Annotated in this window: 27 protein-coding genes; 6 read left to right on the forward strand and 21 right to left on the reverse strand. The window is 49.3% G+C overall.

Annotated elements, in window-relative coordinates; genetic code table 11:
• Positions 1 to 18 precede the first annotated feature (18 nt).
• The gene (gene yeiL / locus ACSFXJ_RS25365) at positions 19 to 690 is read right to left on the reverse strand and encodes a transcriptional regulator YeiL (protein WP_435923081.1); all 672 of its coding nucleotides are present in this window, start codon (positions 688 to 690) and stop codon (positions 19 to 21) included.
• A gap of 81 nt (positions 691 to 771) precedes the next feature.
• Here yeiL and ACSFXJ_RS25370 point away from each other — a divergent pair, with 81 nt between their 5' ends.
• Positions 772 to 1,944 carry an MFS transporter gene (locus tag ACSFXJ_RS25370; RefSeq protein WP_435923082.1) on the forward strand — a complete coding sequence of 391 codons (1,173 nt, stop codon included), beginning with the start codon at positions 772 to 774 and terminating at the stop codon, positions 1,942 to 1,944.
• A 96-nt stretch (positions 1,945 to 2,040) separates the two neighbouring features.
• Here ACSFXJ_RS25370 and ACSFXJ_RS25375 read toward each other — a convergent pair whose 3' ends face one another.
• Complete coding sequence (locus tag ACSFXJ_RS25375; protein ID WP_435923083.1) at positions 2,041 to 2,397, reverse strand: winged helix-turn-helix transcriptional regulator; 357 nt, start codon at positions 2,395 to 2,397, stop codon at positions 2,041 to 2,043.
• Between the two features lie 161 nt (positions 2,398 to 2,558).
• Between ACSFXJ_RS25375 and ACSFXJ_RS25380 the strand changes: the two genes are divergently transcribed.
• The gene (locus ACSFXJ_RS25380) at positions 2,559 to 3,473 is read left to right on the forward strand and encodes a hypothetical protein (protein WP_435923084.1); all 915 of its coding nucleotides are present in this window, start codon (positions 2,559 to 2,561) and stop codon (positions 3,471 to 3,473) included.
• A gap of 90 nt (positions 3,474 to 3,563) precedes the next feature.
• Here the strand turns inward: ACSFXJ_RS25380 and araA are convergent, their stop codons facing one another.
• The 3 genes from araA to ACSFXJ_RS25395 are packed head-to-tail and all read right to left on the reverse strand — an operon-like array spanning position 3,564 to position 7,335.
• Positions 3,564 to 4,988, reverse strand: a complete 1,425-nt coding sequence (gene araA / locus ACSFXJ_RS25385; protein WP_435923085.1) for an L-arabinose isomerase — start codon at positions 4,986 to 4,988, stop codon at positions 3,564 to 3,566.
• 36 nt (positions 4,989 to 5,024) lie between these two features.
• A complete protein-coding gene (locus ACSFXJ_RS25390; RefSeq protein ID WP_435923086.1) occupies positions 5,025 to 5,720 on the reverse strand; it encodes an L-ribulose-5-phosphate 4-epimerase in 696 nt (231 codons plus the stop codon).
• Entirely contained in the window at positions 5,689 to 7,335 is a 1,647-nt protein-coding gene (locus tag ACSFXJ_RS25395) for a xylulokinase (RefSeq protein WP_435923087.1), read from the reverse strand. Before ACSFXJ_RS25395 ends, ACSFXJ_RS25390 begins: the two co-directional genes overlap by 32 nt.
• A 291-nt stretch (positions 7,336 to 7,626) precedes the next feature.
• Here ACSFXJ_RS25395 and ACSFXJ_RS25400 point away from each other — a divergent pair, with 291 nt between their 5' ends.
• Positions 7,627 to 8,712: a GntR family transcriptional regulator gene (locus ACSFXJ_RS25400; RefSeq protein WP_435923088.1), complete on the forward strand. Its 1,086-nt coding sequence runs from the start codon at positions 7,627 to 7,629 to the stop codon at positions 8,710 to 8,712.
• Between the two features lie 22 nt (positions 8,713 to 8,734).
• Here the strand turns inward: ACSFXJ_RS25400 and ACSFXJ_RS25405 are convergent, their stop codons facing one another.
• The 6 genes from ACSFXJ_RS25405 to ACSFXJ_RS25430 all read right to left on the reverse strand — a co-directional run bounded on the left by ACSFXJ_RS25405 (position 8,735) and on the right by ACSFXJ_RS25430 (position 14,105).
• The gene (locus ACSFXJ_RS25405) at positions 8,735 to 9,814 is read right to left on the reverse strand and encodes an ankyrin repeat domain-containing protein (protein WP_435923089.1); all 1,080 of its coding nucleotides are present in this window, start codon (positions 9,812 to 9,814) and stop codon (positions 8,735 to 8,737) included.
• 196 nt (positions 9,815 to 10,010) lie between these two features.
• Positions 10,011 to 10,433 carry a VOC family protein gene (locus ACSFXJ_RS25410; protein ID WP_435923090.1) on the reverse strand — a complete coding sequence of 141 codons (423 nt, stop codon included), beginning with the start codon at positions 10,431 to 10,433 and terminating at the stop codon, positions 10,011 to 10,013.
• Positions 10,434 to 10,583: 150 nt separating this feature from the next.
• Positions 10,584 to 11,969, reverse strand: coding sequence for an MATE family efflux transporter (locus ACSFXJ_RS25415; RefSeq protein ID WP_435923091.1), 1,386 nt, complete (start codon positions 11,967 to 11,969; stop codon positions 10,584 to 10,586).
• A 124-nt stretch (positions 11,970 to 12,093) separates the two neighbouring features.
• A complete protein-coding gene (locus tag ACSFXJ_RS25420; protein WP_435923092.1) occupies positions 12,094 to 12,519 on the reverse strand; it encodes an SRPBCC family protein in 426 nt (141 codons plus the stop codon).
• A 72-nt stretch (positions 12,520 to 12,591) separates the two neighbouring features.
• A complete protein-coding gene (locus ACSFXJ_RS25425; RefSeq protein ID WP_435923093.1) occupies positions 12,592 to 13,596 on the reverse strand; it encodes a sigma-70 family RNA polymerase sigma factor in 1,005 nt (334 codons plus the stop codon).
• Positions 13,597 to 13,661: 65 nt separating this feature from the next.
• Positions 13,662 to 14,105, reverse strand: coding sequence for an SgcJ/EcaC family oxidoreductase (locus ACSFXJ_RS25430; RefSeq protein ID WP_435923094.1), 444 nt, complete (start codon positions 14,103 to 14,105; stop codon positions 13,662 to 13,664).
• Positions 14,106 to 14,244: 139 nt separating this feature from the next.
• Between ACSFXJ_RS25430 and ACSFXJ_RS25435 the strand changes: the two genes are divergently transcribed.
• Positions 14,245 to 14,733: a MarR family transcriptional regulator gene (locus ACSFXJ_RS25435; protein WP_435923095.1), complete on the forward strand. Its 489-nt coding sequence runs from the start codon at positions 14,245 to 14,247 to the stop codon at positions 14,731 to 14,733.
• A gap of 119 nt (positions 14,734 to 14,852) precedes the next feature.
• On the opposite strand, the gene ACSFXJ_RS25440 is transcribed toward ACSFXJ_RS25435, so the two are convergent.
• From ACSFXJ_RS25440 to ACSFXJ_RS25470, 7 genes are all read right to left on the reverse strand, one after another.
• Positions 14,853 to 16,085 (reverse strand): endo-1,4-beta-xylanase, encoded by a 1,233-nt coding sequence (locus ACSFXJ_RS25440; protein WP_435923097.1) that lies wholly within the window; start codon positions 16,083 to 16,085, stop codon positions 14,853 to 14,855.
• Positions 16,086 to 16,305: 220 nt separating this feature from the next.
• Positions 16,306 to 16,674 (reverse strand): iron chaperone, encoded by a 369-nt coding sequence (locus ACSFXJ_RS25445; RefSeq protein ID WP_435923098.1) that lies wholly within the window; start codon positions 16,672 to 16,674, stop codon positions 16,306 to 16,308.
• 18 nt (positions 16,675 to 16,692) lie between these two features.
• Positions 16,693 to 17,391 (reverse strand): FAD-dependent oxidoreductase, encoded by a 699-nt coding sequence (locus ACSFXJ_RS25450; RefSeq protein ID WP_435923099.1) that lies wholly within the window; start codon positions 17,389 to 17,391, stop codon positions 16,693 to 16,695.
• 59 nt (positions 17,392 to 17,450) lie between these two features.
• Positions 17,451 to 17,849, reverse strand: coding sequence for an SRPBCC family protein (locus tag ACSFXJ_RS25455; RefSeq protein WP_435923100.1), 399 nt, complete (start codon positions 17,847 to 17,849; stop codon positions 17,451 to 17,453).
• On the reverse strand, positions 17,846 to 18,175 hold the full coding sequence (locus tag ACSFXJ_RS25460; RefSeq protein ID WP_435923101.1) for an ArsR/SmtB family transcription factor: 330 nt from the start codon (positions 18,173 to 18,175) through the stop codon (positions 17,846 to 17,848). Before ACSFXJ_RS25460 ends, ACSFXJ_RS25455 begins: the two co-directional genes overlap by 4 nt.
• A gap of 232 nt (positions 18,176 to 18,407) precedes the next feature.
• Entirely contained in the window at positions 18,408 to 18,953 is a 546-nt protein-coding gene (locus ACSFXJ_RS25465; RefSeq protein ID WP_435923102.1) for a 50S ribosomal protein L25, read from the reverse strand.
• A gap of 237 nt (positions 18,954 to 19,190) precedes the next feature.
• Positions 19,191 to 20,138, reverse strand: coding sequence for a helix-turn-helix transcriptional regulator (locus tag ACSFXJ_RS25470; RefSeq protein WP_435923103.1), 948 nt, complete (start codon positions 20,136 to 20,138; stop codon positions 19,191 to 19,193).
• A 126-nt stretch (positions 20,139 to 20,264) separates the two neighbouring features.
• Here ACSFXJ_RS25470 and ACSFXJ_RS25475 point away from each other — a divergent pair, with 126 nt between their 5' ends.
• Positions 20,265 to 20,990, forward strand: coding sequence for an alpha/beta fold hydrolase (locus tag ACSFXJ_RS25475; protein WP_435923104.1), 726 nt, complete (start codon positions 20,265 to 20,267; stop codon positions 20,988 to 20,990).
• 76 nt (positions 20,991 to 21,066) lie between these two features.
• Here the strand turns inward: ACSFXJ_RS25475 and ACSFXJ_RS25480 are convergent, their stop codons facing one another.
• On the reverse strand, positions 21,067 to 21,417 hold the full coding sequence (locus tag ACSFXJ_RS25480) for a DoxX family protein (protein ID WP_435923105.1): 351 nt from the start codon (positions 21,415 to 21,417) through the stop codon (positions 21,067 to 21,069).
• 38 nt (positions 21,418 to 21,455) lie between these two features.
• Entirely contained in the window at positions 21,456 to 21,890 is a 435-nt protein-coding gene (locus tag ACSFXJ_RS25485) for a VOC family protein (protein ID WP_435925868.1), read from the reverse strand.
• Between the two features lie 241 nt (positions 21,891 to 22,131).
• Here ACSFXJ_RS25485 and ACSFXJ_RS25490 point away from each other — a divergent pair, with 241 nt between their 5' ends.
• Positions 22,132 to 23,013 carry a sigma-70 family RNA polymerase sigma factor gene (locus ACSFXJ_RS25490; RefSeq protein ID WP_435923106.1) on the forward strand — a complete coding sequence of 294 codons (882 nt, stop codon included), beginning with the start codon at positions 22,132 to 22,134 and terminating at the stop codon, positions 23,011 to 23,013.
• Positions 23,014 to 23,178: 165 nt separating this feature from the next.
• On the opposite strand, the gene ACSFXJ_RS25495 is transcribed toward ACSFXJ_RS25490, so the two are convergent.
• Positions 23,179 to 25,470: a DEAD/DEAH box helicase gene (locus tag ACSFXJ_RS25495; protein WP_435923107.1), complete on the reverse strand. Its 2,292-nt coding sequence runs from the start codon at positions 25,468 to 25,470 to the stop codon at positions 23,179 to 23,181.
• Positions 25,471 to 25,479 lie beyond the last annotated feature (9 nt).

Genomic DNA, 25,479 nt, shown 5'->3' on the forward strand with positions numbered 1-25,479 from the left:
ACATCCCCTCTGTTATGGTTATTTATTATTCAACACCCGGGAAAGCTCAAGCAAGGAAGCGTTTTCTTTAATTAGATAATTTCTGCCAACTTTTTGCAAGTACCCTTTTTCGCAAAATTGCGTAAGTACATGCAATAAGTGCCGATAGGATACGCCTAAATAATCACAAACGGTGACGTGCTTCTCCCTGTAAATCCCTTGATCGGCCGTCTGCAAAATAAAATCCGCCAGCCGGTTTTCAAGCGGGAACGCGAGGCTTTGTGAATACCTTTTTGCCATATGCGTTGCCTTTTCGCTTAAAAACTTGGTTAATTCACGCAGAAATTTCGCATCCTCCAGCAATTGCTTCCGGTAGCGATGATACGGAAGCGCAAAACAAATCGTTCTCGTGGAGGCTTGAATCCCCTTTGTATAGTAAATATCATTTAGCAATTCCATTTCCCCAATGAAGTCGTGTGCATTGATAAAATTAATCAAAGATACCTTTCCGTTTTGATGCGTGACATAAATTTTTGCTTTCCCTTCGACGACATAAAATAAAAAATCGGGCCTCATCCCCTCGCGGATCAACCATTCATCACGTTGATATTCATGCACTTCCATAAACTCTTCGACCGGGAAGGAAAATAAATGCGCTATCAAATTCTTCTCCAAGAACAGCCGTTTCTTTTCGCCTGTGTAGATTTCCATGTCCCACCTCAAAACAAGAGATATCTCATATTTTATGTATATATTCCATGATATCATGCAATCCGAGAAGGGGGATTCAGCATGAATACGCAACGCTGGATGAGCGCACGTTTTTTTAGTTTTTTTCTGACATGGGGCGTTTTTCTGCCTTATTGGTCGGGATGGATGATCTATACGAAAGGAATTACGGTCTCGCAAGCCAGTTTAATCATGAGCTTCGGATTAATCGCCAGAGGCCTTTCTACATTGTTTACGTTTCCTTACCTATCCGGGAAGCTTAGCAGCAAAAAGCTGATCCTTGTGGCGGGAATCGGCACCTTGATGGCTCTTCTTTGCTACATTCCGGCAAAATCATTGACCGGTTTATTCATCGTAACAGTCCTGTTGCACTTCTTTTATCCCGTGCTCATGCCTGCCTTGGACAGTGCCGCAAGTGTCCTCGTGCAAAGCAAACAATTGAAACACTACGGGAGAAGCCGTCAGTGGGGATCGATCGGATTTGTCTCCGTCGGCATGGTGCTGACTCTGTTCACAGGAAGATTTGGGGATGAAGTGATTTTTTGGGCGCTCCTGCTTGGAATCATCGGTTTTGTGGGTCTCGGGCTTATGCGCGCGCCTGACGTATTATCCGGGAAGCCGCAAGTAAAACAAGCCCGGCAAGCAAGCATGCTGCAATTATTCCGTATCAAACATTTTGGCTGGGTACTCCTTATTGTGATCCTGCTGCAAGCCGCACATGCGACTTATTACAATTACGGATATATTTATTTGCAAGAAATCCACGCGCCTAAATACCTGATTGGCCTCATTATTAACATTGCGGTGATTGCGGAAATCATCTTCTTCGCCGTTGCGGATAAAGCCTTCGCAAAGTTTTCGGTAGGTTCCTTACTGGCATTGGCGGCAGCCGGTTCTTCCGTTCGTTGGATTTTAGTGTTTGCCTTTCCGAACGCCATAGTTTTCTGTATCGCCCAAACGTTGCATGCGTTCTCGTTTGCCATGGGGCACTATGCCTTTATGAAATACTTGATCAACAACATTCCGAATGCGCAGATCCCGAAGGCCCAAGGCATCTATTCGGCGCTTGCGCTTAGCTGGAGCACGGCCGTGTTTACCATTTTCGGAGGCTATTTGTATGAAATCGAACCGCGATTTGCCTTTATCGGAATGATCGTTTGCACCGTGCCGGCGATGCTGTTTGCGCTTGGATATCGGAAGGCAGAGCTTGAACGCCAAAAACCTTCTATTCTTTAAAAAGAGGATATCGTCGAAACCAAAAATGAGATTTATCTGATATAGATAAGTCTCTTTTTCATTTTTACGTCGAAAGAGCCGTTCGGATTGTTTCTCTCAGCAAGAACCGATCAGCCTTCGATTCAGTGACTTGGAATGCTCAACGGCCCAATCCGCCAGATGTCCGAATATTTCCAGCATTCGCTGCCCCGATTCCGTTAACCTATACTCCACTCTCGGTGGAACTTCAGGGTAAACGGTCCGAGTAATGAGCAGGTCCTCCTCCAGCTGTAGTAGCTGCTGCACAAGCACTTTACGCGTTACGCCGGGGAGCATTCTTTCCAATTCCGCAAACCGCCGCATCTCCCGGAGCTCCCATATAATCAATATTTTCCACTTACCCCCGATAAGATCCAGCGTTAACTCCGCCGGACATTCATACTCCCGAATAAGATCCGTTCTTCCCATCATCATCCCCCAGTCATTTTATCGAGCCCGTATCCTGCAGGTAACATAGTTTCTTCAAAGTGCCTTCTTGTTCGCGTGATAACGCTTCCTTTATTGTAAACATTAGGAAGGAGAAATTGAAGATATTTTCACAGGAAATCTTTTATTAAGGGAAGGAGCTGACTACGGTGATTTCAAAAAAGAGGAAGAGGTTGGCGGTTGTAAGCGGATTGTTGATTTGCGGTTTGCTGACCGTTGGAAACATCCCGCTGTTAGGGGACAGCAGCACCCAAGCTTCAAGGTACGATGCACTGACAAAATTAAGCGATGAATTTAACAAAGCATCGACACTGCAACAATGGATCAGGCACGATCAGACGGAAGGATGGCCCAGTCAGATTGACCGCCTCGATATTGACAAAACTCAACGAGGATCATTGACATTGGTGCCTTACACCGGCACCTGGTATGGCGACTACCGCGGGGTTTATCTGTATAAGGAGATCACCGGCGATTTCGTCGTGACATCGCGTCTAAAGGTGACCGGAAAGAAAAAGGACATTCCTACCGGCATTTATGAGCTGGCCGGTTTGCTTGTCCGGGCTCCGAAAACGATTACCGCCGAAACCTGGGAACCGAACCAGGAGAATTGGCTCTATTTGAATTTTGGTACGCCAGACCACACGGATCATATGGTGCTGGATAGCAAAACCGTTCTAAACAGCGAATACACTTGGGAGGAAATTCCCGCCCCGACCGGGTGGGTCCAGATCAAAATCGCACGAATAGGATCCGTATTCTTTCAATTCTATAAATATGATCATCAGAAAAAATGGACCTTCCTCAAGCGCTATGACCGTCCCGATCTCCCGGATACGCTTCAAGTCGGCATGAATGCCCACGGAAATACGGACAAGTCGTTCGGAATGGACCCCAAAACCTTCAACTCCACCTTATTCAACGGCCCGGAGGAGCACGCCGACCTTGTCGCCGAATTCGACTTTGTCCGTTTCCAAACTCCCGATGTTCCTGAATCGATCAAGCAGAAAATAATCAACGGCAAGGCCACCGACAAGCAAATCCTGCACTTTCTAACGGAATAGTTCAAGCAAATACGAACCGGTACTCATTTCTATAAACATGATAGGGCACCCCGCAATAAGGGTGCCCTACTTCATTTCAATCTTTTAAAATTACTTGATAACTACGTACTCCAAGTTAACCAGTTTGGCATAAGTCACGATCTGATCCGTCGTCAGGTTCAAGGAAACGACGGTATGATGGCCGCCGCCGTTTTCGATCCAGGCTTTGACTCCGTCCTGGAAGTTCGGCTTTACCTTCCACAATACGCGGGCCACCGGCAGATTCGGAGCCGGAACCGTCGGTTCGAAGGCCGTAACTTCGTTGATTAACAGCTTGTAATGGGTGCCGAAGTCCGCCATCGACACGACCACGCCTTCTCCTGCCTTGCCGTCGAAGACGAGGCGGGCCGGATCTTCGCGGTCGCCGATGCCGAGCGGAGATACGAGAATCTTCGGCTTGTTGCTTGCCAAGCTCGGGTCTACCTCGAGCATATGGGATTGCAGGATGGCTTCCTGACCTGCAGCGAGTTCGTACGTATAATCTTCCATGAACCCGGTATTTTGGTTATGGCTCATCACTTTCAGCAAGCGGTCAAGCGCAGCCGTCTTCCAGTCGCCTTCGCCGGCGAAGCCGTAGCCTTGCGCCATCAGACGCTGTACCGCCAGACCCGGGAGCTGTTTCATGCCGTGCAGATCTTCGAAGTTCGAAGTGAAGGCATTGTAGCCGCCGTTATCCAGGAAGCGTTTGAGGGCGATTTCGTAGCTTGCCTGTACTTTAACGCTCGCTTCCCAAGTTTCCTTGTCGTAATTGCCGTAATCGAAATCATACAGCTTGGCGTACTCCGCGAACAGAGCGTCGATTTCCTCTTGGGTAACCGCGTTGACGTACTCCACGAGATCGCCGATTCCGTAGTAGTCTACCGTCCAGCCGAATTGGATCTGCGCTTCGACCTTATCCCCTTCCGTCACGCCGACGTTGCGCATGTTGTCGCCAAAACGGGCCACCTTGATGTTAAAGCTTTCGTTATAGGCAACCGCCACGTCCATCCATTCCGCGATTTGCTTCTGTACTTCGGGACGTTCCCAATATCCGACGACCACTTTGTTTTGCTTCCGCAAACGGGCGTTGATGAAGCCGTATTCGCGGTCGCCATGGGCGGCTTGGTTCAGGTTCATAAAGTCCATGTCGATCGTAGCCCAAGGAATGCTCTCATTGTATTGCGTAGCCAAATGCAGCAGAGGCTTCTGCAGCAGCTTGGTGCCGCGGATCCACATTTTGGCCGGGGAGAAGGTATGCATCCAGGTGATTACACCGGCAACCTCGTCACGATAGTTGACTTCCTTCATGATGGAGGTGATTTTATCCGCGCTGACCGCAAGATCCTGCAGTACAAGCGGATACGGCAGAATGCCGCTCTTGTTGAGGGCATCGGTCATAGCCTGCGCGTTTGCTTTGACCTCCGAAAGCGCCTCTTCTCCGTAAAGATGCTGCGAACCTACGACAAACCAGAACTCTTTAGCGATTGTTGTTGACATTATGTTCATCCTCTCTCCTTATTTGATATTAAAGGATTACTTTTGGCCGTAATAAGCGTCTTTCCCATGCTTCCGCAAATAGTGCTTATCCAGGATCCGCTGCGGCAATTCTTCGGCAAAATGGTTCAAGCTGCGGGCAAACAAATTCATTTTGCAGACTTCCTCCAGCACCACGCTGTTCATGACCGCCGACTGCGCATTTTTCCCCCAAGTGAATGGGGCATGGCCCTTAAGCAGAACACCGGGAACCGCCATAATATCCAGGCCCCGCTGCTCGAAAGTCTCGATGATGACGCGCCCGGTCTCCGTTTCATAGCCGCGGTCGACCTCTTCTTGAGTCAGGAAGCGGGCGCAAGGCACGGATCCGTAGAAGGTGTCGGCATGCGTCGTTCCCATCACCGGGACGTCCAATCCGGCTTGAGCCCAAACCGTCGCCCATGTCGAGTGCGTGTGCACGATGCCGCCGATCTCCGCGTAATGCTTGTAGAGCACGGCGTGAGTCGGCGTATCGGATGAAGGCCGAAGGTCTCCTTCAACCACATTTCCGTCGAAATCGACGACCACCATATCGCTGGGCTTCATTTTGTCGTAGCTGACGCCGCTCGGCTTGATCACGAACAGCTGGCTTTCCCGGTCAACCGCGCTCACATTGCCCCATGTATATTTCACAAGCCCATGCTTGGGCAGATCCAGATTGGCCTCATAGACTTCTTCTTTCAGTCTCTCTAACATCTTTTTCCCTCCAGTTCTCCACCAGATGATCTACAGCAGCCTGCTCAATCGCAAGACCCTTGATGTATCTTTCCATGAAGAGCTCAAAGCCTTTCACATCCGCGGCATCGGGATGAATTTCTTGTCCCTCCGCGTCCTTAAAGACCTTGTTCTCGAGGAAGTCGTCCAGACGTTCCTGCTCCTCTTTGTTCGTCAGATAAGCCGCCAGGATCGCCATTCCCCATGCTCCGCCTTCTCCGGCAGTTGCCATAACGGAAACCGGGACATTAAGCGCGGCCGCGACCATTTTCTGCCCAACGACCGGGGTCTTGAACAACCCGCCATGAGCCAGTATGCTGTCGATTGCCACGTCCTCTTTTTTGGTCAGAATGTCCATTCCGATCTTTAAAGCGGCAAAAGCGGTAAACAGATGCGTCCGCATGAAATTGGCCAAATTAAATCGGCTCTCCGGCGAGCGGACGAACAAAGGACGCCCTTTGTCGATGCCGGTAATGTTCTCTCCCGAGAAATAGCCGTAGCTGAGCAAGCCCCCGCCATCGGGATCGGCCTCCAACGCTTTATTGAACATGACGCTGAATAATTGGCCGACATCCGCCTTTTGCCCCATCGCCTCATAGAACTCGCGGAACAGGCCCAACCAGGCATTGATATCGCTGGAGCAGTTGTTGGCATGCACCATGCCGACCGGGCTGCCGTCCGGCGTGGTGACCATGTCGATCTCCGGATATACCGCCGAAAGCTCCTTCTCCAGTACGATCATGGCGAAAACCGAGGTTCCCACCGAAATGTTGCCGGTCCGCTTTCTTACGCTGTTCGTGGCAACCATTCCCGTTCCGGCATCGCCTTCCGGAGGACACAAAGGAATCCCCGCTTGCAAATCCCCGGACGGGTCTAAAATAGCGGCCCCTTCCGCGGTTAATACGCCGGCCTGTTCGCCCGCGTTATAGACCTTGGGCAGAATATTGCTGAGCTTCCAAGGGTATCCCTTGGCCGCAACGAGTTCATCAAACTGCCGGATCATCGAGGCGTTGTAATCTTGCGAAGCCTCATCAATCGGGAACACGCCCGAAGCATCACCGATACCCAAAGCACGATTTCCGGTGAGCTTCCAGTGAATATATCCGGCCAAGGTGGTCAGGTAGTCGATCTGAGGGACATGCTGCTCTTCGTTCAATATCGCTTGATACAGATGCGCAATACTCCAGCGTTCGGGGATGTTGAACCGGAACAAGTCCGTCAAAGCTTTCGCCGCTGCGCCGGTCGTGGCATTCCGCCAGGTCCGGAACGGAACCAGCAGCTCTCCCGCGCTGTCAAAAGCCATATACCCGTGCATCATCGCGGAGAAGCCGATCGAACCGACCGATTGAAGGGTAACTCCATATTGCCGCTCCACCTCTTGCTTCATTTCGCGATAGGCCTCTTGCAGACCTTTGATGATATCCTCCAAGTTGTACGTCCAATATCCGTCTATCAGGAGGTTTTCCCACTCATAGCTTCCCGATGCGATCGTCTCGAACCGGGAATCGATCAGCACCGCCTTGATGCGTGTGGATCCTAATTCGATCCCAAGGGAGGTTGCTCCGTTGGCAATCGCTTGTTTGACGTCCTGATCCATGCTCGCCCTTCTCCCCTCTGCAACTGTTTTTTTACATGTATTTTAGTAAGAATACGCTTTCCTTTATTGTCAGCCCTAGTATATTTTTTGTTCGTACATTTGTCAATACAAGTGAAAAGATATACTTACAACTGTAACAAAAGCTATTCTCTCAAACGATATTTAGTTTCATATTTATAGATATGGGCTATTCGATTATAATATCGTTATATTCATGTTAAAATATGTACATACAACTTCAGAACAGCAAAGCAATTCGTATTCGAACAACGGTGAAAGAAGTGAATCGAGATGAAACCAAAATATCAGGTCATCCTTGAGGATATAAAAAGCGATATTCTATCGGGCACTTACAGCGTGGGCGAACAAATTCCGACGGAGTCGGCCCTGCAGGACAGGTATAGCGTCAGCCGGCAGACGGTTCGAAAGGCGATTATGGAATTGTCCAAGGAGGGCTTTTTGAGAAGCGAAAAAGGCTCCGGCACCTACGTCAGCAGCCAGTATCGGGCCAAATCCGGCGGAAACGCCAATCAGCGGACCATCGGGGTCATCACGACCTACCTCTCGGATTATATCTTTCCCTCCATTATTCGGGGAATCGAAAGCCGCTTGAACGAGGATAATTATTCGCTGCTATTGGCCAGTACCAATAATGATGTCGCCCAGGAAAAAAAAGCGCTGGAGATGATGCTGTCTTATGGCGTGGACGGTCTGATCATCGAGCCCACGAAGAGCAATCTGTACAATCCCAACATCGCTTATTACTTGTCGTTCAAGGAACAGAATGTTCCCTTTATCATGATCAATGCTTATTATGAAGAGCTTGAGGTGCCTTTCCTGTGTCTCGACGACGTCCAATCCAGCTATCTGGCGACCCGGGAACTGATTTCCAAAGGGCATACCCAAATCGGAATCATTGCCAAAATGGACGATCTACAAGGAAAATACCGCATGAAGGGGTACATTAAAGCGCTGGGGGAAGCCAAGTTGCGGTTCAGCCCGGAGCAGGTGCTTTCTTTCGATACAGAAACGAAGCAGGACTTATCCGTAAACTTAAAGACATTCCTGGCGGACAACCGGGATGCGTTAACGGCCATTGTCTGCTACAACGATGAGGTAGGCCTTGAGGTGATCAATGTATGCCGGCAGCTGGAGCTCGCGGTACCGGAAGACTTGTCGGTAATCGGCCAGGATAATTCTTATATTGCCAAGAATGCGAACATCAAGCTGACGACGTTGACCCATCCCCAGGAGCAAATGGGCCGCGACGCCGCCGACTGGGTCATTAAAAAGCTGCAGGGGAAGAAGGATCTCCGGGACAATGTCTATTATCAGCCTGTTTTAATTGAAGGAGAGACCGTGCAGGAGAGGAAATAAGACGAAATTTGCGATAGGCATATTACAACTCTCCCTCAAGAAACTTGATGAGGTGTGTTTCGGGCTGTACAAGGAACTCGGTAAAGCTGCATAAATCCGCATAATTCTGATGCTCCACGTCATAACAGCCTATCCGGCCTTTGTTCTTCGGATTCCAAACGAGCTGCAAATCGGAGTAATTATCGATATCGGCGGATAGACGCAGCAGCTTTTGCCTGCCGATTTTCATCTCGATCGTGTCGGTCAATGCGAAAAAGTCGATATATCCGATTTCATACTCATTTTGCGCCAATTCAAGACGCAGCTTGTCTCCAGTAAGAAAGTTGACCAGTTCATCGGTTAATTTATATTTTTTCAGCTCATTCTTTTTGTTTTCCGCGTTGTGAAAATCGGCCGGCTCCAGCGACTTCAAGTAATCGGCCAGGACGGTATTCTTGTTGCTGACCGCAATCGTATACGGCCGATCCCCGTCCTTTTCCGCTAAAGTCACATCCGCGCCGCGTTCAATCAAAAATTTGACCATGGCCATACTGCCCATACGTGCAGCAACCGTTAACGGAGTCGCTTGATAAGGATAGACCATATCCGGTTTGTTGTAATTGATGTTCACCCCTTGATCGAGCAGATACGTGAGCGTCTTAAAGTCATGGTCCGACACGGCATCGCGCAATATGGCACCGCCATGCTCCTTAATATCCAGACCCAGCTCATGGATAAGCGGGATATTCTTCTTGTTGCCGTAGTAGGCCTCCGAATAAGCACCCGATCCCGTGTGATTGAGCATGTCCAGCTTGGCTCCTTGCCCGGCAATGTAGCGAACGAGGTCCTCCTTGCAATAGCGGACAGCTCGCAAAAAAGCCGGATTCTGTTTCACATTCAGGTTGGCGCCATGCTCTACAAGCAGCTTTACAACATCGGCTCTTTGCGTTACAAGCGCCAGGTCCAACGGACTTAACTTGGTGTACTTGCTGAGTACGAAGCGCTCCTCGATATCCCAGCCTGCTGCAATTGCAGCTTGTAAAGCCGGAATATCTCCTTTGTAAATGTGCATTGCAATTTCCGGCAGTTCCTTGAACCTTCCAATATCTCTCAGAACGATCATCCCGTATCACTCCTAGTTCCTATCTGAGTTGAACTATGTATCTTATTTCCATTATAGTGTTCGTTTGTCCTGGAACCACCTACTTTTTATCTGATTTCTGGAAGAGTCGGCCGAATTCACGGGTCGGATCACGGATAGACCATACCATGCAAAAAAAAAGAGCCGCGCCGTCATTCGGGCAACTCTTCCATGTAATTTATTCTTGAATTTCCGTATAAATTTGAAAGGTGACGCCGAATTTGTCCGTCACGTCGCCAAATCCGGGGCTAAAAGACTCTTCCTGAAACGGCAGATTGACTTGACCGCCTTGCCGCAGGGCTTCAAAAATTCGTCTTGATTTTTCCACGTCGTTTGTTGTGATGCAAATGGTGACCTTTTTTCCGTTTGCAATAGCTATACCGCGCGGATCATCGGAAAACATGAGTTCCGAATCGCCGACTTGTAGCCTTGCGTTCGCCACCAGGTTTTTCAGCTCGTCATTAAAAGTATTCGCCATTTCCGGCATGTCTCCGTAAGCAAAGATCGACAGAACCTTTGCATCGAGGACTTGTTCATAAAACTGAATCGCTTCCCTTGCTTTTCCCTCCAAAGTAATATACGGGGTGAGTTTAACAGACATCAATTGTGCCTCCTTGAGTTTGGATTAATTTCGATTCATTTATATTGACGACTTAGGTACCGTAAATTCATCGGTGTATCGTGAAATCCGGACTCACAAATAAAAAGCCACTCCTCATGAGAAGTGACTTTGTTTGTGAAATTATTTTAACTACGCTCCCACGCTTCCTTCCGGAACCGAAACCGGCTTCACGAGCGCTTTCTTCTCCCAGGCCCGGCTTCTCCAGCGAAGCAGCATAATGACCCCGCGCAGCCATTCGTCCACCGCAAAAGCGATCCATATGCCAAGCAGCCCCATCCCGAAGTGAATGCCCAGCGCATAGGCTAGCGGAACCGCGACTCCCCACATGGAGATCACGCCCATCAACACGGGAAAGCGCGCATCCCCGGCGGCCCGAAGCGAATTGATAATGACCATGTTAAAGGTCCGGCCGGGTTCAAGGACGATCGACAGCAAAAAAATACTCGCTCCGGCGGCAATAATCTCCGGGTCCTTTGTAAACATCCCGATGAGGTCATGCCGAAAGATCGATGCCACGCCAACGACAGCCAGCGTTAACAGGAAGCTGATCCTCACGCTTTTTAACAGCCTCCGGTAAGCTGCCTTCATTTCCCCGGCACCGACCATTTGTCCGACGATGATTTCCGTCCCGGCCCCGATCGCCAACGCCAGCGCCATAAAATAGTTCGATACATTCATCACATATACATGCGTATTTAACGCGGTGATGCCGATCATATTGACGAAACCGATAATCATGAGGTATTGCGACTGCCAGGCCAGATGCTCCCCTGCGGCCGGCAAGCCGATACTCATAATCTGTTTGACGTAAGGACCGTTCCAGGTCACGTAATCCTTCCGGCGAATCGGTGCGGGAATCCGGCGGTACAAAATGATGAATAGAATGACAATGCCGACCAAACGGCTAACGACCGTGGAGATGGCCGCCCCTGTGACGCCCCATTCCGGGAAGCCCAGGTTGCCGAAAATGAGCAAATAATTGCCGATCACATGGAGGACATTGACGCCTAGCGTGACGTACATGACGCTTTTGGTGTTTCCGCTCGAACGGATGACCGACGAAACGGCGTAAGACAGCGCCTCGACCCACATAAAACCGCCGATAATTTTAAGATAATGGCTGGCAATGCCGATTTGTTCGGGATTCAAGTTCAACAGCCTCAGGAGAGGTTCTCCGAAACCAACAAGCACGATGCTGACGAGGATGCCGAAGATCAGATTCATCGAAATCGCCAGCGCCGCGATCCGGCTCGCCTCTTTCTCCCGCCCGGCCCCGATATATTGGGAAACCGCGACGCTGGTGCCGATGCCGACAAAACCGAACATCAGAATGCAAAAGTAAATGATTTCGTTGGCCAAGCCTACGGCCCCCGTCGCCTTGTCGGAGATGCGGCTTAACATGAACACATCGACGGTGCCGAGCATCATCCGCAGCACGGAGTCGATGAAAATGGGCCAGGTCACGGCAAAAAGACTAAGTTTTTTCCATGATGGAGTATGGTTTGTTATGGTCACGTTTTACAAGCTCCTACTCTGTTTTTTCTCTGTCGCCTTCCTAGTGTAGCGCCCGCAAGCGGATACGTCTACGGGGGAAATTAAACAAAAATAAAAGCGCCCGATTGGGCGCCAGGGGTTACTCTTAGGATTCTTCCGTATACTTTTTGAAATTGTCCATAATCGCTTGCCAGCCCGCTTGCTGGAATTCGACCGGATGCGTGCTTTCCGCGTCGAACGTTTCAACGACTTTGGTTTCGCCGCCTTGAGCCGTGAAGGTGATCTCAACCTTTCTCCCGTCTCCCATGGTATATGAGATCAATTCATGCGTTTTCACTTCGTCATATACCCCGCCCATATCAAAACCCATGCTGCCATCCTTCGCTTCCATCCGGGTTACGAACTTGCCGCCGGGCCGCAAATCATTCTCCGCCCTCGGCGCGTGCCAGTCTTCGGATGCTTGATTCCACTTCGTAATGTGCTGCGGCTCCGTCCAGCAGCTCCATACCTTTTCAATAGGCGCCTGAACGACGGCCTGAACCGTTACTTTTGTCGGATGATTCGTTTCCATTTTAAAAGAACACCTCGCTAATGATCATCGTTTTTGAATTTCAATAATATAGACGTCATTCGGATTCGAAATTCATCGGCGAATTTGCTCCGGCAGTCCAAATCGCAAAAATAATTTTTTGTTAATGAAATTTTGGACGTGGAGGATTTGATGATCTTTGACCTCGAGCACATGTATTCCCCAAGGGATAAGGATAGATGCATCCTCCGGATTCGGCATGTACTGCGCAAGGGCGGGATAACCGCCATTCACGGTAACCGGCACGAAGCGGGAGCCTTCGCAATGCGGTCGGGTCAGCGAGAAAAATGCGAACAAATCGTCCTTGCCGCGAACCCACATGGCAAAAGGCGGCATGGACATGCAACCCTCCTCATGGAATAACGCGACCAGCGCATCGATATCGAATTGTTCAAAGGCATCCACATACCGCGACAGCAGCTCGCGATCAGGCTCGGCATCCATCCGGCTGAGCTCGTCGGACCGGAGCTGAGCCCTGCTCATCGTCTCCCTGGCTCTTTGCAAGGCGCTGTTCACGGCGGCCGGCGACATCCCCAACGTTTCCGCGATCTGTTTGGAGGACCAGTCAAACACATCCTTCAAAATAAGAACGGCGCGTTGGCGAGGCGGTAAAGTTTGCAAGAGTGCGATGAAGGCGAGTTGCAGGTTATCTTTGCGAATAAGCGCATCTTCGGGATTCTCCCCAAAGTCGGGAGCAAGCCAGATCCAAGAGGAGTCGGGTAACGTTTCGCGAGGTTCGATAATGGACATTGCCGGGTCGGACAGGTCCACGGGCAACGTGCGACGTTTGGCTTGTCTTAATTTATCCAGGCACAAGTTGGAGGCGATTCGGTAGATCCACGTTTTGTGCGACGATTCCTGCCTGAAGGAACCCCAGCTTTGCCAAGCCCGGATATACGTTTCCTGAACCGCATCGTCAGCGTCATCGATGGATCCCAGCATTCGGTAGCAAAACGAGGTTAGCCCCGGTTTTAAATTCTCCAGTAACTGCAGATCCACTGCCGTCTCGCTCATAGTATCCTCCTTCTGGCGGGGAAAAGTTGGTGTGTATTTTGTCATAGTTTACCACAGGATCGCCCGGTGATCATCCTTCTAATAGGCTTAAGTAAGCCTGCCTGTCGTTCTCATGCTTTGCTGAGCTTCATGAATATTTTTTGCATAAGGCCCGGCCGGGAAATCCTGCTGTTCTGAAACGCCGCGATGATCCACTTGTCATTTTGCTTCACAACGACGTTGGTATTAATTGAATCTCGTTTGACGGGGGCCTTTTTTTGCCACTTTAATTTAACAACGCCGAGACCATGAAAGACCGCCATCTCCGGGGAAATAAAACGGATGTTCTTGATCTCCCCCTCCAGCGTCGATCCTTTCAAAACACTGTTCCATAGCACTTGATGGGTATCGGAAATCGCCTCTCTTCCCTGCAAATGTTCTCCCTGAAACGTTACATAGTCGGCATCTTCCGTAAAGCAGGAACCATATGCCGATGCATCCCCCTGATCCCAAGCCATTTTCAATTTCCGAAAAAGGGACTCAATCTGTTGAATATCCTCTGCTTGCTTATCCATGTCGATCCGCTCCTTTCATTGTGGTATACTTGGTTCCAAAAAAGTTCGATGCATAAACTTTCTTAACTTTGTGATTATCTTTATATTTTAAATATCTTAATGAATTAAGATAAATTTATCTTAACTTGGAGGTATGTAAATGTCAAGGGACTCTTCCCCTTTCCCCGAGCTTTCTTCTTTGCAGCAAGATTTACTGAATGAACTACGGCAAAACAGCGCGCGCGCCGTCATGTTTCATCAATTCATTTCCGAAAAGCTGGGGCTGAACGCCACCGATCACAAATGCCTGGATTACATAAATCGCGCAGGCTCCGTAACCGCCGGACAGCTGGCACAACTGACCGGCCTTACAACCGGGGCGGTTACAAGTGTCATCGACCGGTTGGAACAAGCAGGATACGTTGTTAGGGATAAAGATCCGAATGATCGAAGACGCGTGGTCGTCAAGCCCGTACCGGAAGGGCCGGATCGTATTTCGCCTATGTTTGAATCCGTCATGCAGTCCACGCTTCGAATCCTCTCGCAGTATTCAGAACGGGATTTGCAGCTGATCCTTGATTTTATCAAGCAGTGCAATGAAATGACATTAACCGAGATGAACAAGTTGAAGGCAGAAAATGAAGGTTGATCAACAGGCGGCGGCCGACGGGGAGCATCCCTCCATCCGCCAACGCAAAAAGGCAGCCGATCATGTCCATCATGATCGACTGCCTTCATCTGCATTGATGTTGTCAGGTGAATTCTTTTTTAAATGGCCAGCTGCACCGTTCCATGATCCTTGTCTACTGTAAAGCTAACCTTTTTATCTCCGCAAACCAGCTCATAGTCACCGAGGAATCCATCGAAAGAAACCGTTCCTGCATCGTCGGTTGTCTCCGTCACATGGGTAGACCATTCATCTTTAATCAGTCTCTTCAGCAATTCGTATGCAGGTTTCGGGGTGTTATCTTTTCTGACCAATCCGGCGGGAGCCCCAAGCCATGCGCCCTCATCACTGAAGTTCCAGGCCGTAATGCCTTCCACCAAAGGATGTTTAAACAAAATCGAATACATCTCTTCTACTTCCCTAGCCTGGCGTTCTTCGAATTCCGGCGTAGACGGCCAATCCGGAATCCGGTAATCGTTCAAATCTTCAATGTCGGCCGGCATGGTATGCCCGGAGGTCAACGTGTTTTCCGTAAAGTGAATCGGAAGCCCGAAATGCGAGAAGCGTTCCAAAACCTCTTCTAACTTTTCACGTCCCCAATATCCCTGATGCTGATGCGATTGAATGCCAATGGCGTCAATGGATATCCCCGCGTTTAAACATCCGTCGATAAGGATTTCATAGTTTATTGACGTATTAAAGTCATTTAACAAGAGGGTGGCGCCGGGGTTCATTTCACGCGTTTTCGCAAACATTTCTTTAATAATGCCTACGCGGCCAAGATCTTTGCTGATTCTCGTAATCCCGTTATCGTACTTGTCGAAGATCGGCATAATCACCACTTCATTGATAACATCCCACATATCGATTAAGCCTTTAAAGTCGGCGACATCCCGCTCGATTCTGGCAAACTGCGCCTTGAGGATTTCCTCGTTGCTCAGATCCAGGAGCCATGGCACCGTGGCGGTATGCCAGCATAGTGGGTGACCTTTCACGGCAATATTCCTTTCTTTCAACCACTTTGCGGCCACCTGTAATTCCTTTGTCCTTGGTTTGCCTTTCTCCGGCTCGAACATCCCCCAGTAAAAAGGCAGCGTTGCAAAGTTAAATACATCCAGGAATAGATCCAATTTCTGCTCCAAAAAAGCAAGACGATCCGCCGGCACATTTTGATTGGCTACTTCAATGGCATCAAAAATGCCGCAACCGAATAAAAATTGATGGTTTGTCTGATGAATTGCTACTTCCTTTCCTGAAACGGGATTTCCCGTCGCATCCACAAGCTTGATCGTCTTGCTTGCCATTCGGTGCGCCAATTCGTTCTTCTGCAGCATTCGATTACCTCCATATCCGTTACGAATCATTTTAGAAAGCGCTTGCAGGCTTCTGGAGTCGATTTTACTAAACATTCCGCATACGCAAAACTAATCATTTAAAGCTTTTGCATTTGAAATTACATATCATGGAGCCTATTCAACGCTTCCGGCTCTCTAACGAAAACAGGCTAACCATCGCGGCTAGCCCGTTTCCTCACTTTCATCAATTCAGTTTCCATTATCTCCAAAAGGTTGTGCAGCCTGCCTTATCCGTAACATTAAACTCTATCATTTTTTCAAGTAATGAATAATCCACCGGTTGGTCCCACGGGATCCGCATTAACTCCTTCGTTTGGTCATAGCCGGCCTTCGAAATCTCCCCGGAAAAACGGACCATGCCCGCTTGCTCAGGAGAAACGGCGATATGTTTCTTGGATACGCTAAAGCCGATAATGTATGTTCCGTGATCGGTAAACATGGGCTGGTTCCACTTCAGCGTCGGCTCTACATTCGGAAACTTCTCCATAACCCAGGACAACATCTCTTCCATGCGTGCCCGATGCTGCGGGTTAGCGATTCCATTCAAAAATTCCGCAAACACGTCCATACTGTCACCCCCCGTAACCTAATACCCGAAAAAGGCATCCTTTTTGATGTTCCGTTTAGAGACTTGATTGCTCTGTAAGTAGCTTGAAACCGACTCTACCAAAGATTTTGGCCCGGCAACATAGTACTTCCCATTGTCTTTATGTAACGTGCTGAACTTATGTATCTCCTGATGCAATTCGTCCCTCGAATTCAAATAAGTTACACTTACCTGAGCGCGTTTCGCCATTTCATCAAGTTCATCCTTAAATAGGTACTCCTTTTTCCCATCCAGATAGAGAAGATGAATTTGTATTTCAGCTTCCCCAATTTGCTTAAGGATCGACCGAAACGGTGTAATGCCGATCCCGCCGGCGATCAAAAGTATCGGGCTATCGTCATTGAGATAAAAAGGTCCCACCGGTCCGCGCATCGTTATTTTCATGCCTTGCGTTAATTCCAGCAATGAACTTTTAAATTCACTCCGTTGCTCACCGATCCGTGTCGTAATTCTCACCACATCCTCAGACGGAGCGGAGGACACACTGAAAGGACGCGTACCGTTTTTTATGGATTTATGCGTAATAGTAAACAATCCATATTGACCTGCCTTCCACGTCAGATCTTCCCCTTTTTCAAACACAAACGTGTATACATCATCCGATTCCTTATAACTTTCTATAAACTGCAGCTCTCTCTTTTTGAAAAACGGCACTAAATTATCCTGAAAAAAACCCACGTTCCCAACTCCTTCTTCGTCGTATCCTCCCGTCTGCTCTTGCTGTTTTCATCCCGAATTTATGATTCCAACACCTTTTCAAGCTTGTCGATCCATGCCATCCAGCCATACTTAGCGCCTACAAGTCCTTGTTCATTCGTAATTCCGGTCTGCTCGAGACGCAGGTTTACCTTTCCATCTCCCAAATCCTGTACCGTCAAGGTTACCGTATGTCTCTCGTCCCCGACAGCCCAAGTAAAGGACAGCAGGGTCGGTTCATCTACGATAAGTACTTCGCTGTCTACGATCCCATCCCAATACTCGTTCGGTTGATGGCGAAACTGGAAGCGGTGTCCGACGACAGGCTTAAAATCATTATCCGCTATCCACTTGGCTAATTTGTTTGAATCGGTCAAGGCAGACCACAGCTTCTCTACCGATGTCGTGAATTGAAAATCCATGTTTAACGATAAACTCATTCGTCTTCCTCCTCCAATAGCTGGCCCAAACGCATCATATTGTTATTCCAATACTTTTTGTAGAAAGCAACCCAATCCTCCACTTCTTTAAGCGGAGATGCGTTTAACTTGTATCGCGTTTCCCTGCCGACTTTACGATCATGCACCAGACTTGCCTCTTTCAGAATCGTCAAATGCTTCGACACCGCCGTTCGCCCCATTGGAAAATATGGTGTGATCTCATGAAGCGGCAACTCGTCTACATCCGACAACAAATGAATCAGTCGGCGTCTCGTCGGATCTGCAATCGCGTCAAACACATCCCGTATATGAGCAGCTTGGCCCATAGCAATTCACCAGATTTCTCTTTTGTTGTATTCTTGATCGGACACCTTTTGGAGTCCATTTGATTATAAGACACCATTTGGTGTCTAGTCAACTCTGCACATAAAGAAGGTTTGCTCAAATCAAGCATGAGGCATAAATGAAAATGAGCCCTTGCATTGCACCGGGCTCATTTATATAAACTGTCTATTATTTTTCTGTCTGGCTATTTAAGGTCATTACACTTGATGAGTATTATGGCTTCGATACCGATACGAGAAGCTCGTTATCTCCGGAGATGACCGTCACTTCCGGCGGTAGGGCCAGGTCTTTGATGAAGCGCGTATCTCCGATTTCCATCGTACTGATGTCCAGTTCGATGGATGCCGGCAGGTCTTTCGGCAACGCTTCCACTTCTACGAACGGATCCTGGATTTGCACAACCCCGCCCGACTTCGTTCCGATTGGCGTCCCTACAAATTTCACCCCGAGCTTCGTACGAATAACTTCACCCGACTGAACGAGTTGAAAGTCTACATGCACCAGCTCACGGGTTACCGGATTCCGCTGAAGATCCTCCAGCAACACCGTCAGTGATTGCTCGCCTTCCATCTCCAGTTCAATAAAACCGGATGCCCCTTGCTTCAGCCATTTTTCAAATTGTTTGGTGGAAATATGAATGCTTTCGTTACCTGCGTTTTTACCGAACACAACCCCCGGCAAACGCCCCTCCTGACGCAAATTACGCAGCCCCGAAGAATTTAAACGAGGACGTCTTTCTGTATGAATGCATGCAGCCATGCTCTACCTCTCCTTTACATGAGTGATCTTAGCGCTATAACAGCAACCATCGAACCGCCCCTGAGCGGGGATCAATAGAGAAACATAGCATCGCGACCTCCATCCTTCCAAGTAGATAGTCATACATTAAATGTAAAAAACCCGTAAATACAGACGAAGGCACTCCACTCGGAGGAGTGGAATGCCCATGGGTTTTATCCACCATATCATAGATTGGTCGCTATGTCGATGCCGCCTCTATTGATGATAAAGCGATCGCATGGTCTCAATTTTTCGAAGGATGTATTCCGTAGCCTCAGCAGGCGCCACTATTTTGACTTCATCCCCGAATTGCCAGATCAAGTCAACGTGAAAGCTCATGTCCTCTTTCGCTATTTTCATCGTCACGACTCCGCTTCCATCCTCATTTTGCCGTATGGATGGACCAAACCGAGGGTTCGATTCCAACAGCCATACTCCTTTAGGCGTCAATTCAAGTTCAAGGGTAATCTGTTCCCGGTCCTTCTTATCCGGTTTATCCAACAACGTCTTCCGGCTTATGTCCGGCCGGCAAGCAACGGTTTCGTCGATAGTAGCGGAAAGGATTCGATCGGCCCTGAACTGTCTTATGTCCTCCTTCGTGAAACAATAAGCAGGACAATACCAGTACCCGGAACTGGCATACAGGCCGATCGGCTGGATATTCCGCTCCGACACTCCACTGCTGGACCGGTACTCGATGTTGACAACACTACCGATCATAATCGCTTTCAGAAGAGTTTGAAGAATCTCCGCCGACATCCATCGGTACGGACTCCAGAACATGACCCTGTTCTCTAGGCGGTCAATCTGTTCTTTTATATCGGCAGGCAAATAATGATAAAACTTTTGAAGTGCCGAATCGGCTCCCTTTCCAAAAGGCAAGGAGCTATAATGATCCATCGATTGACACGCGAAAAACATGGCGAGAGCCTCGCCCTCCGTAAAGCTGATCGGCGGCAAGAGTCTCTCTTGGAGCAGCCTGTAGCCGCCTCCCTTTCCCTGAATGGAATATACCGGAACGCCGAGTTCGCTTAGTTCTAGCAAGTCTCTCGTAATCGTTCGAGTGGACAAGCCAAATTCATCGGCCAGTTCTCTGACGGTAAAGGATGGTTTGGCGTTGATCCGCATAATCAATTGGATGAGACGCTGTGATTTTTTTTGCAAGAGTCCACCTCATGTCCGATCGTTTATTTCATTTTAACGTATAAATAAGACAAGAATTGTCTTATTTAAGTGCTATCATTATCCTATAAGTCATCTAAACTTACAACTAACGGGGGCATGATTCTAGTGAATAAGCAATCATCGGAAAAAATCGGCTTTGTTTTCGTCCATGGAGCAGGCTTGAAAGGCCAGATTTGGAGTAACGTTGTGGAGGGGTTCGACTATCCCTGTCTACTTGCCGAGTTTCCTCAAAGAGAAGGGTCTTTCGATGCAAGAAGCGGTCTTTCCTTGGAGGATTATGTGACATATCTGAAACGGCAAATCGATGAATGGGGGACTCATAAAATTGTAATCGTTGCCCATTCGCTTGGAGGCGTTCTCGCTCCTAGGCTTGCTTCTTTATTGAGTGATCGGTTGGCGGGGGTGATCGCTGTAGGGGCAGCCATACCTAAGAACGGGGGTTCTTTTTTATCCGCATTGCCGTTCCCCCAGCGTCTGCTCATGTCTCTGATCATGCGTGCTGCAGGCACGAAACCGCCGGAGTCTTCCCTCCGAACGGGTTTATGCAACGATCTCTCACCGGACCAAACTGCGGAAATCATAAAAGGATTCACTCCCGAGGCCGTACGCGTATATACCGACCGAATCGACGTGCCGGTTCCGGATGTACCCAAGCTATATGTAAAATTAAACAAGGACCAAGAATTCAGCCAAACTTTACAAGAGAAGATGATCGCAAACTTCGCCCCGCAAACCGTTCGAAGTTTGGACACCGGACACTTGCCGATGATTAGCAATCCGGAAGGTTTGAAATCGATATTGGAAGAGTTTGCAGCGGAGAAATTAAGGTAACTTTTATGATTGCAAAGAGGCCACCGATGTCATCGGCGGCCTGCATTTGCCGGTGATTCAACTATCGTCTGAAGCATCAGATCACCGCGTCAATGATGGTTAGAATGATAATTAACCCGGTAAACATAAGGGCCGGTGCTGTTTTTGCGATCCGATCTTTGACCCTGAAATGCGCAAGACACGCCAGCAACATCGTAATGCCAAGCCAAATGCAGGCCCATGTGACGGCCTCCGTATACCAGTAACCGGTGATAAGTAAGCCGGCACCCATTAATTGGACGACGCCCGTAACGAAACGAAACCACTGCGGTATTCCAAGATTGTTGAAAATATCGGCCCAATACTTGGCCCCTACGACCTTTGCAACTCCAGAAAATACGTAGTATGCGGCCAGCAAGCTTTGAAGAACGATATAAAGAACAGTCATTCGAATTTCCTCCCTTTATTTTAAATAATCATGATTGGTCATTGGCGGCCTCTTGCGAGGATCCGGAAGGTGACGCCGAATTTATCCGTTACGTTGCCGTAAGCAGGGCTGAAGAAACTCGCCTGCAACGGGTCGTTCACTTGACCGCCCGCTTTCAATGCTTCAAAATATTGGGTAGCTTTGTCTTTGTCGTTGGTTTGAACCACGATGGTGACTTGCGTCCCCTTCTGATAATTACTCCCGGTGAAATGGTCGGAGAGCTGAAGCTCCGATTCACCGATTTTCAAGATGGCATAGTTGATCCAATTTTTCTTTTCCGGCGGCAAAGGAGCTTCCGGATTTTCCGGCATGTCTCCGAACCGCAGCGTATAAATAACCTTCGCAGCCAGAGCCTTCACATAAAAATCAATGGCCTCATTAGCGTTTCCGTTCATTTCTAGAAAGGGGATCAGACTCGTACCCACAACAATCATCTCCTTCATTTTTATCAAGTTTATCAAGTCCCCGGTGTGCCTCTTCTTTCGCGGTGACCTTTAACCTTTGTCATTAACTATGTCGAAGGCCGGATCGGAAACGTGACCGATTCAACGAAAAAAAATTTAGAATGTGCATCTCAGGAAAAAACTTCAGATTTCGTACATCTCTGTCCTGTCACATCTGTTGAGTTCCAAACGACATATAAGTAAAAAGAAAACGACGGAAGGAATGTGGCGTATGAACGATCATCAAGGGCTTGCGGAACAATTCGAGGCACATCGTAATCACCTGCACACGGTAGCTTACCGGATGCTGGGCTCTTTAAGCGAAGCGGATGACGCTGTACAGGAAGCATGGATACGTCTTAGCCGTAACGATACTAGCGGAGTCGAAAATATGGGAGGATGGCTGACCACGATAGTCTCCAGGGTGTGTCTGGATATGCTGCGTTCCCGCAAATCGCGGCGTGAGGAGCTTACGCTGACGAGTATGCCTGAGCCGGTGACGAGCCGCCAAGACGGAAGCGATCCCGAGCATGAAGCGCTGCTGGCGGATTCGGTTGGTCTTGCGATGCTCATGGTACTCGGAAATTTGAATCCCGCCGAACGCATTGCGTTCGTATTGCACGATATTTTCGCCTTATCCTTCTCGGAGATCGCCCCGATCATAGGGCGTAGCGAAATTGCGGCCAGGCAGCTTGCGAGCCGTGCGCGCCGCCGGGTTCAGGGAGCGAAAAAGGCCGCGGATTCAGACGAGTTCAAGCAAAAACGGGAGCTGGTAGATGCGTTCCTAGCCGCGTCGCGCTCTGGAGATTTCGAGAAGCTGCTTGCGGTCTTAGACCCCAATGTCGTACTCCGGAACGACCCTGCATTTCCGCCGGTCGCCGCATGGCCGGTCGTTCATGGTGCGCATGATGTGGCCAAGGGATTCGTTGGTCGGGCACAAGGTGCACGGCCGGTACTCGTCAACGGATCTATGGGCGCTGTCGTGGCTCCTCGCGGTCGGCTGCTTTTCGTGCTCGAAATCAAGATTGTGGACGGCAAAATCACCGAGATCGACATGATTGCCGAACAAACGCGCCTTCGCCAGCTCGACCTGGCAGAATTGAACAACGAATAAGCGAACTTCAAAATATAAAAACGCATTGTCTACGACAGTGCGTTTTTTTGTGCCTTCAGTAAATGCTCCATTACAAAAAATCAGACAATCATTGTTAATCAGTTGACCACTGCACATCGTTCATTAAATTATCCGTCGTTCTATTCGGCAAGGCACGGTTCCCGTTCAAAATTTCTGCCACCCGAACACCGGCCTCAACATCTTCCGCATCCAATAAGCGAGTACCGTTCCTGCGCTCCATGAACTGGGGTTCTGCAAGTACTCCATGTATTGATCGTTGATCATATAAGTCCGAGTGGAGGTAGGATTCTTCAGCCCGAACTTCTCCCACATCGCCGGGTCATTCGAACCTCCGAGCCTCTCAAGCATCATCGCCGTCTCCCTATTTATTTTAGCCGGAATTTGCTCATAAGCTTGAATGACTTCCGCATGAAATTCGTTGATCGGATAGCGGTTAACCAGGCTCGTCAAATGGATGCTTTCCCGGATGTAAGAAACATATGCCAGATGGTCAGCCCAGAATTTGTCGATATAATATAGCCGTACCCTTTGTTCCGAAGGACTCATCTTCGTCTCGCCTTTCAAAATTTTGAGCCGCTCCTCATATAGAAAACGTCTCTGTTTCTCCACCGTATCCGAATAACGGTTCAGCTCCAGGCGGAGATCGAAGTTTTGGCCCATAATAACACGCTGAATCTGTGCGATTTTGCCGCGCAGCACCGAATCTTCCAGAGCCTCATCCTGCTTCAGATCGCGATAGGTCCGCGGAATCGCTTTATCGATGCCGAACCTTTGCAGCAAATCGTCTTCCAGGCTTACAAAAAATACGGAAGCTCCCGGGTCGCCTTGACGGCCGGAACGCCCGCGCAGCTGGTCGTCGATCCGTACGCTTTCGTGCAGATGCGTACCGATCACATACAACCCGCCCAGCTTGGCGACAACTTCCGCTTGCGCAGGGTCGCCCCCGCCGAGCCGAATATCGACGCCGCGTCCCGCCATATTCGTTGACACCGTCACGGCACCGAGTTCTCCCGCTTTGGCGATGATCTCGGCTTCTTCCGCGTCGTTTTTGGCATTCAGAACATGGCAAGGTACGCCAAGAGCCGCGAGCGCCTCCGCCAGCATGTCGGACTCTTCCACGCTTGCCGTTCCAATAAGAATTGGACGTCCCGTCGCATGAACGGACGAAATTTCTTGTATAATCGCCTTAAACTTGGCTTCTTTATGGGTATAAATCCGGTGCGGATGGTCGATCCGCAGGTTTGGCCGGTTCGGCGGAATTTGCACAACCTGCAGCGCGTAAATCTCTTCGAATTCCATGGCGGAGACGTGCGCGGTCGCCGTCATTCCGCAAATCTTCGGATATAGGCTAAGGAAGTGTTGAAGGGTGATCGTGCCGAGAACCTTCCCTCCGGCCTTCAGCTCCAGCCCTTCTTTGGCCGCAAGCGCGGCTTGCAGCCCCTCCGGCAAATGCCTGTTCTCCGCCACGCGGCCGGTATATTCGTCGATCAACTCGATTTTGCCGTTCCGTACGATGTAATCGACGTCTTTTTTCAATAACGTTTCCGCATGCAGCGCGCAATTTAACGACGTTAGCAAATCACTATTACGGCTTTCGTACAAATTGCCGCATCCCAGCAGTTCTTCCGCTTTCGCAGCTCCCGCTTCATTCAAATACACATTCCGCTGGAACTCGTCAAAATCGTAATGCTCCTCTTGCTTAAGCAGCTTTGCCACTTCTGCGAGAGTGCCGTCGCTTTCGGAAGAGTCCGGCTCGCCGGCGATGACCAGCGGCACCCGCGCTTCGTCGAGAAGCAGCGAATCCGCTTCATCGACGATGACGTAGTGGAAAGCACGATGCACGGTGTCGGCTTCGTCCAGTGCGATCGTATCGCGTAAATAATCGAAGCCAGCCTCTTTAGCCGTAACATAGGTGATATCCGCGGCGTACGCTTCCCGTTTTTCGGACAAGCTCATGCCCGACTGCACCGATTTTACCGTCAACCCGAGGAATCGATAGATCGGGCCCATCCACTCCGCATCCCTGCAAGCCAAATAATTGTTAAACGTCAGCACATGAACGCCTTCGCCGGTCAGCCCATTGAGATAAGCAGGCATCACCGCAGAGAGCGTTTTTCCTTCGCCGGTATGCTGCTCGATCAGAAATCGCTCGTGCAGAGCGATGGCAGCCATGATCTGGACATCGTAGGGCTGCAATCCGAGCGTTCTCTTCGCTGCCTCGCAGACTAGCGCATAAGCATCGACAAGCAGCTCGTCCAAAGGCGTACCCGATCTTGCTTCCTTTCTCAGCCGGAGAGATTCCGCTTGCAGCCGCTGATCGTCCCAAGCATCCAAATTCCGTTTTCGGATGAACTCCGCTTTGTCCCGATAACCATTCAGCCTAAGCTTGTTATCGCGGTCTTTGAATTCTCGCATTAGCTTGACGGCTAAATTCATCGGAATGGG

Origin of the sequence: Paenibacillus salivarius, assembly GCF_051307165.1 — a bacterium.
Classification (GTDB): domain Bacteria; phylum Bacillota; class Bacilli; order Paenibacillales; family Paenibacillaceae; genus Fontibacillus.

What these genes read in the sequence shown, in the direction of transcription:
- ACSFXJ_RS25490 (WP_435923106.1), top strand. Translation starts at nt 22,132, where the DNA reads ATGAACGATCATCAAGGGCTTGCGGAACAATTCGAGGCACATCGTAAT.
- ACSFXJ_RS25390 (WP_435923086.1), bottom strand. Translation starts at nt 5,720, where the DNA reads ATGTTAGAGAGACTGAAAGAAGAAGTCTATGAGGCCAATCTGGATCTG.
- ACSFXJ_RS25405 (WP_435923089.1), bottom strand. Translation starts at nt 9,814, where the DNA reads ATGATCGTTCTGAGAGATATTGGAAGGTTCAAGGAACTGCCGGAAATT.
- ACSFXJ_RS25440 (WP_435923097.1), bottom strand. Translation starts at nt 16,085, where the DNA reads ATGCTGCAGAAGAACGAATTGGCGCACCGAATGGCAAGCAAGACGATC.
- ACSFXJ_RS25445 (WP_435923098.1), bottom strand. Translation starts at nt 16,674, where the DNA reads ATGGACGTGTTTGCGGAATTTTTGAATGGAATCGCTAACCCGCAGCAT.
- ACSFXJ_RS25485 (WP_435925868.1), bottom strand. Translation starts at nt 21,890, where the DNA reads ATGATTGTTGTGGGTACGAGTCTGATCCCCTTTCTAGAAATGAACGGA.
- ACSFXJ_RS25495 (WP_435923107.1), bottom strand. Translation starts at nt 25,470, where the DNA reads ATGAATTTAGCCGTCAAGCTAATGCGAGAATTCAAAGACCGCGATAAC.
- ACSFXJ_RS25455 (WP_435923100.1), bottom strand. Translation starts at nt 17,849, where the DNA reads ATGAGTTTATCGTTAAACATGGATTTTCAATTCACGACATCGGTAGAG.
- yeiL (WP_435923081.1), bottom strand. Translation starts at nt 690, where the DNA reads ATGGAAATCTACACAGGCGAAAAGAAACGGCTGTTCTTGGAGAAGAAT.
- ACSFXJ_RS25435 (WP_435923095.1), top strand. Translation starts at nt 14,245, where the DNA reads ATGTCAAGGGACTCTTCCCCTTTCCCCGAGCTTTCTTCTTTGCAGCAA.
- ACSFXJ_RS25370 (WP_435923082.1), top strand. Translation starts at nt 772, where the DNA reads ATGAATACGCAACGCTGGATGAGCGCACGTTTTTTTAGTTTTTTTCTG.
- ACSFXJ_RS25425 (WP_435923093.1), bottom strand. Translation starts at nt 13,596, where the DNA reads ATGACAAAATACACACCAACTTTTCCCCGCCAGAAGGAGGATACTATG.
- araA (WP_435923085.1), bottom strand. Translation starts at nt 4,988, where the DNA reads ATGTCAACAACAATCGCTAAAGAGTTCTGGTTTGTCGTAGGTTCGCAG.
- ACSFXJ_RS25465 (WP_435923102.1), bottom strand. Translation starts at nt 18,953, where the DNA reads ATGGCTGCATGCATTCATACAGAAAGACGTCCTCGTTTAAATTCTTCG.
- ACSFXJ_RS25480 (WP_435923105.1), bottom strand. Translation starts at nt 21,417, where the DNA reads ATGACTGTTCTTTATATCGTTCTTCAAAGCTTGCTGGCCGCATACTAC.
- ACSFXJ_RS25460 (WP_435923101.1), bottom strand. Translation starts at nt 18,175, where the DNA reads ATGGGCCAAGCTGCTCATATACGGGATGTGTTTGACGCGATTGCAGAT.
- ACSFXJ_RS25375 (WP_435923083.1), bottom strand. Translation starts at nt 2,397, where the DNA reads ATGATGATGGGAAGAACGGATCTTATTCGGGAGTATGAATGTCCGGCG.
- ACSFXJ_RS25410 (WP_435923090.1), bottom strand. Translation starts at nt 10,433, where the DNA reads ATGTCTGTTAAACTCACCCCGTATATTACTTTGGAGGGAAAAGCAAGG.
- ACSFXJ_RS25400 (WP_435923088.1), top strand. Translation starts at nt 7,627, where the DNA reads ATGAAACCAAAATATCAGGTCATCCTTGAGGATATAAAAAGCGATATT.
- ACSFXJ_RS25430 (WP_435923094.1), bottom strand. Translation starts at nt 14,105, where the DNA reads ATGGATAAGCAAGCAGAGGATATTCAACAGATTGAGTCCCTTTTTCGG.
- ACSFXJ_RS25420 (WP_435923092.1), bottom strand. Translation starts at nt 12,519, where the DNA reads ATGGAAACGAATCATCCGACAAAAGTAACGGTTCAGGCCGTCGTTCAG.
- ACSFXJ_RS25395 (WP_435923087.1), bottom strand. Translation starts at nt 7,335, where the DNA reads ATGGATCAGGACGTCAAACAAGCGATTGCCAACGGAGCAACCTCCCTT.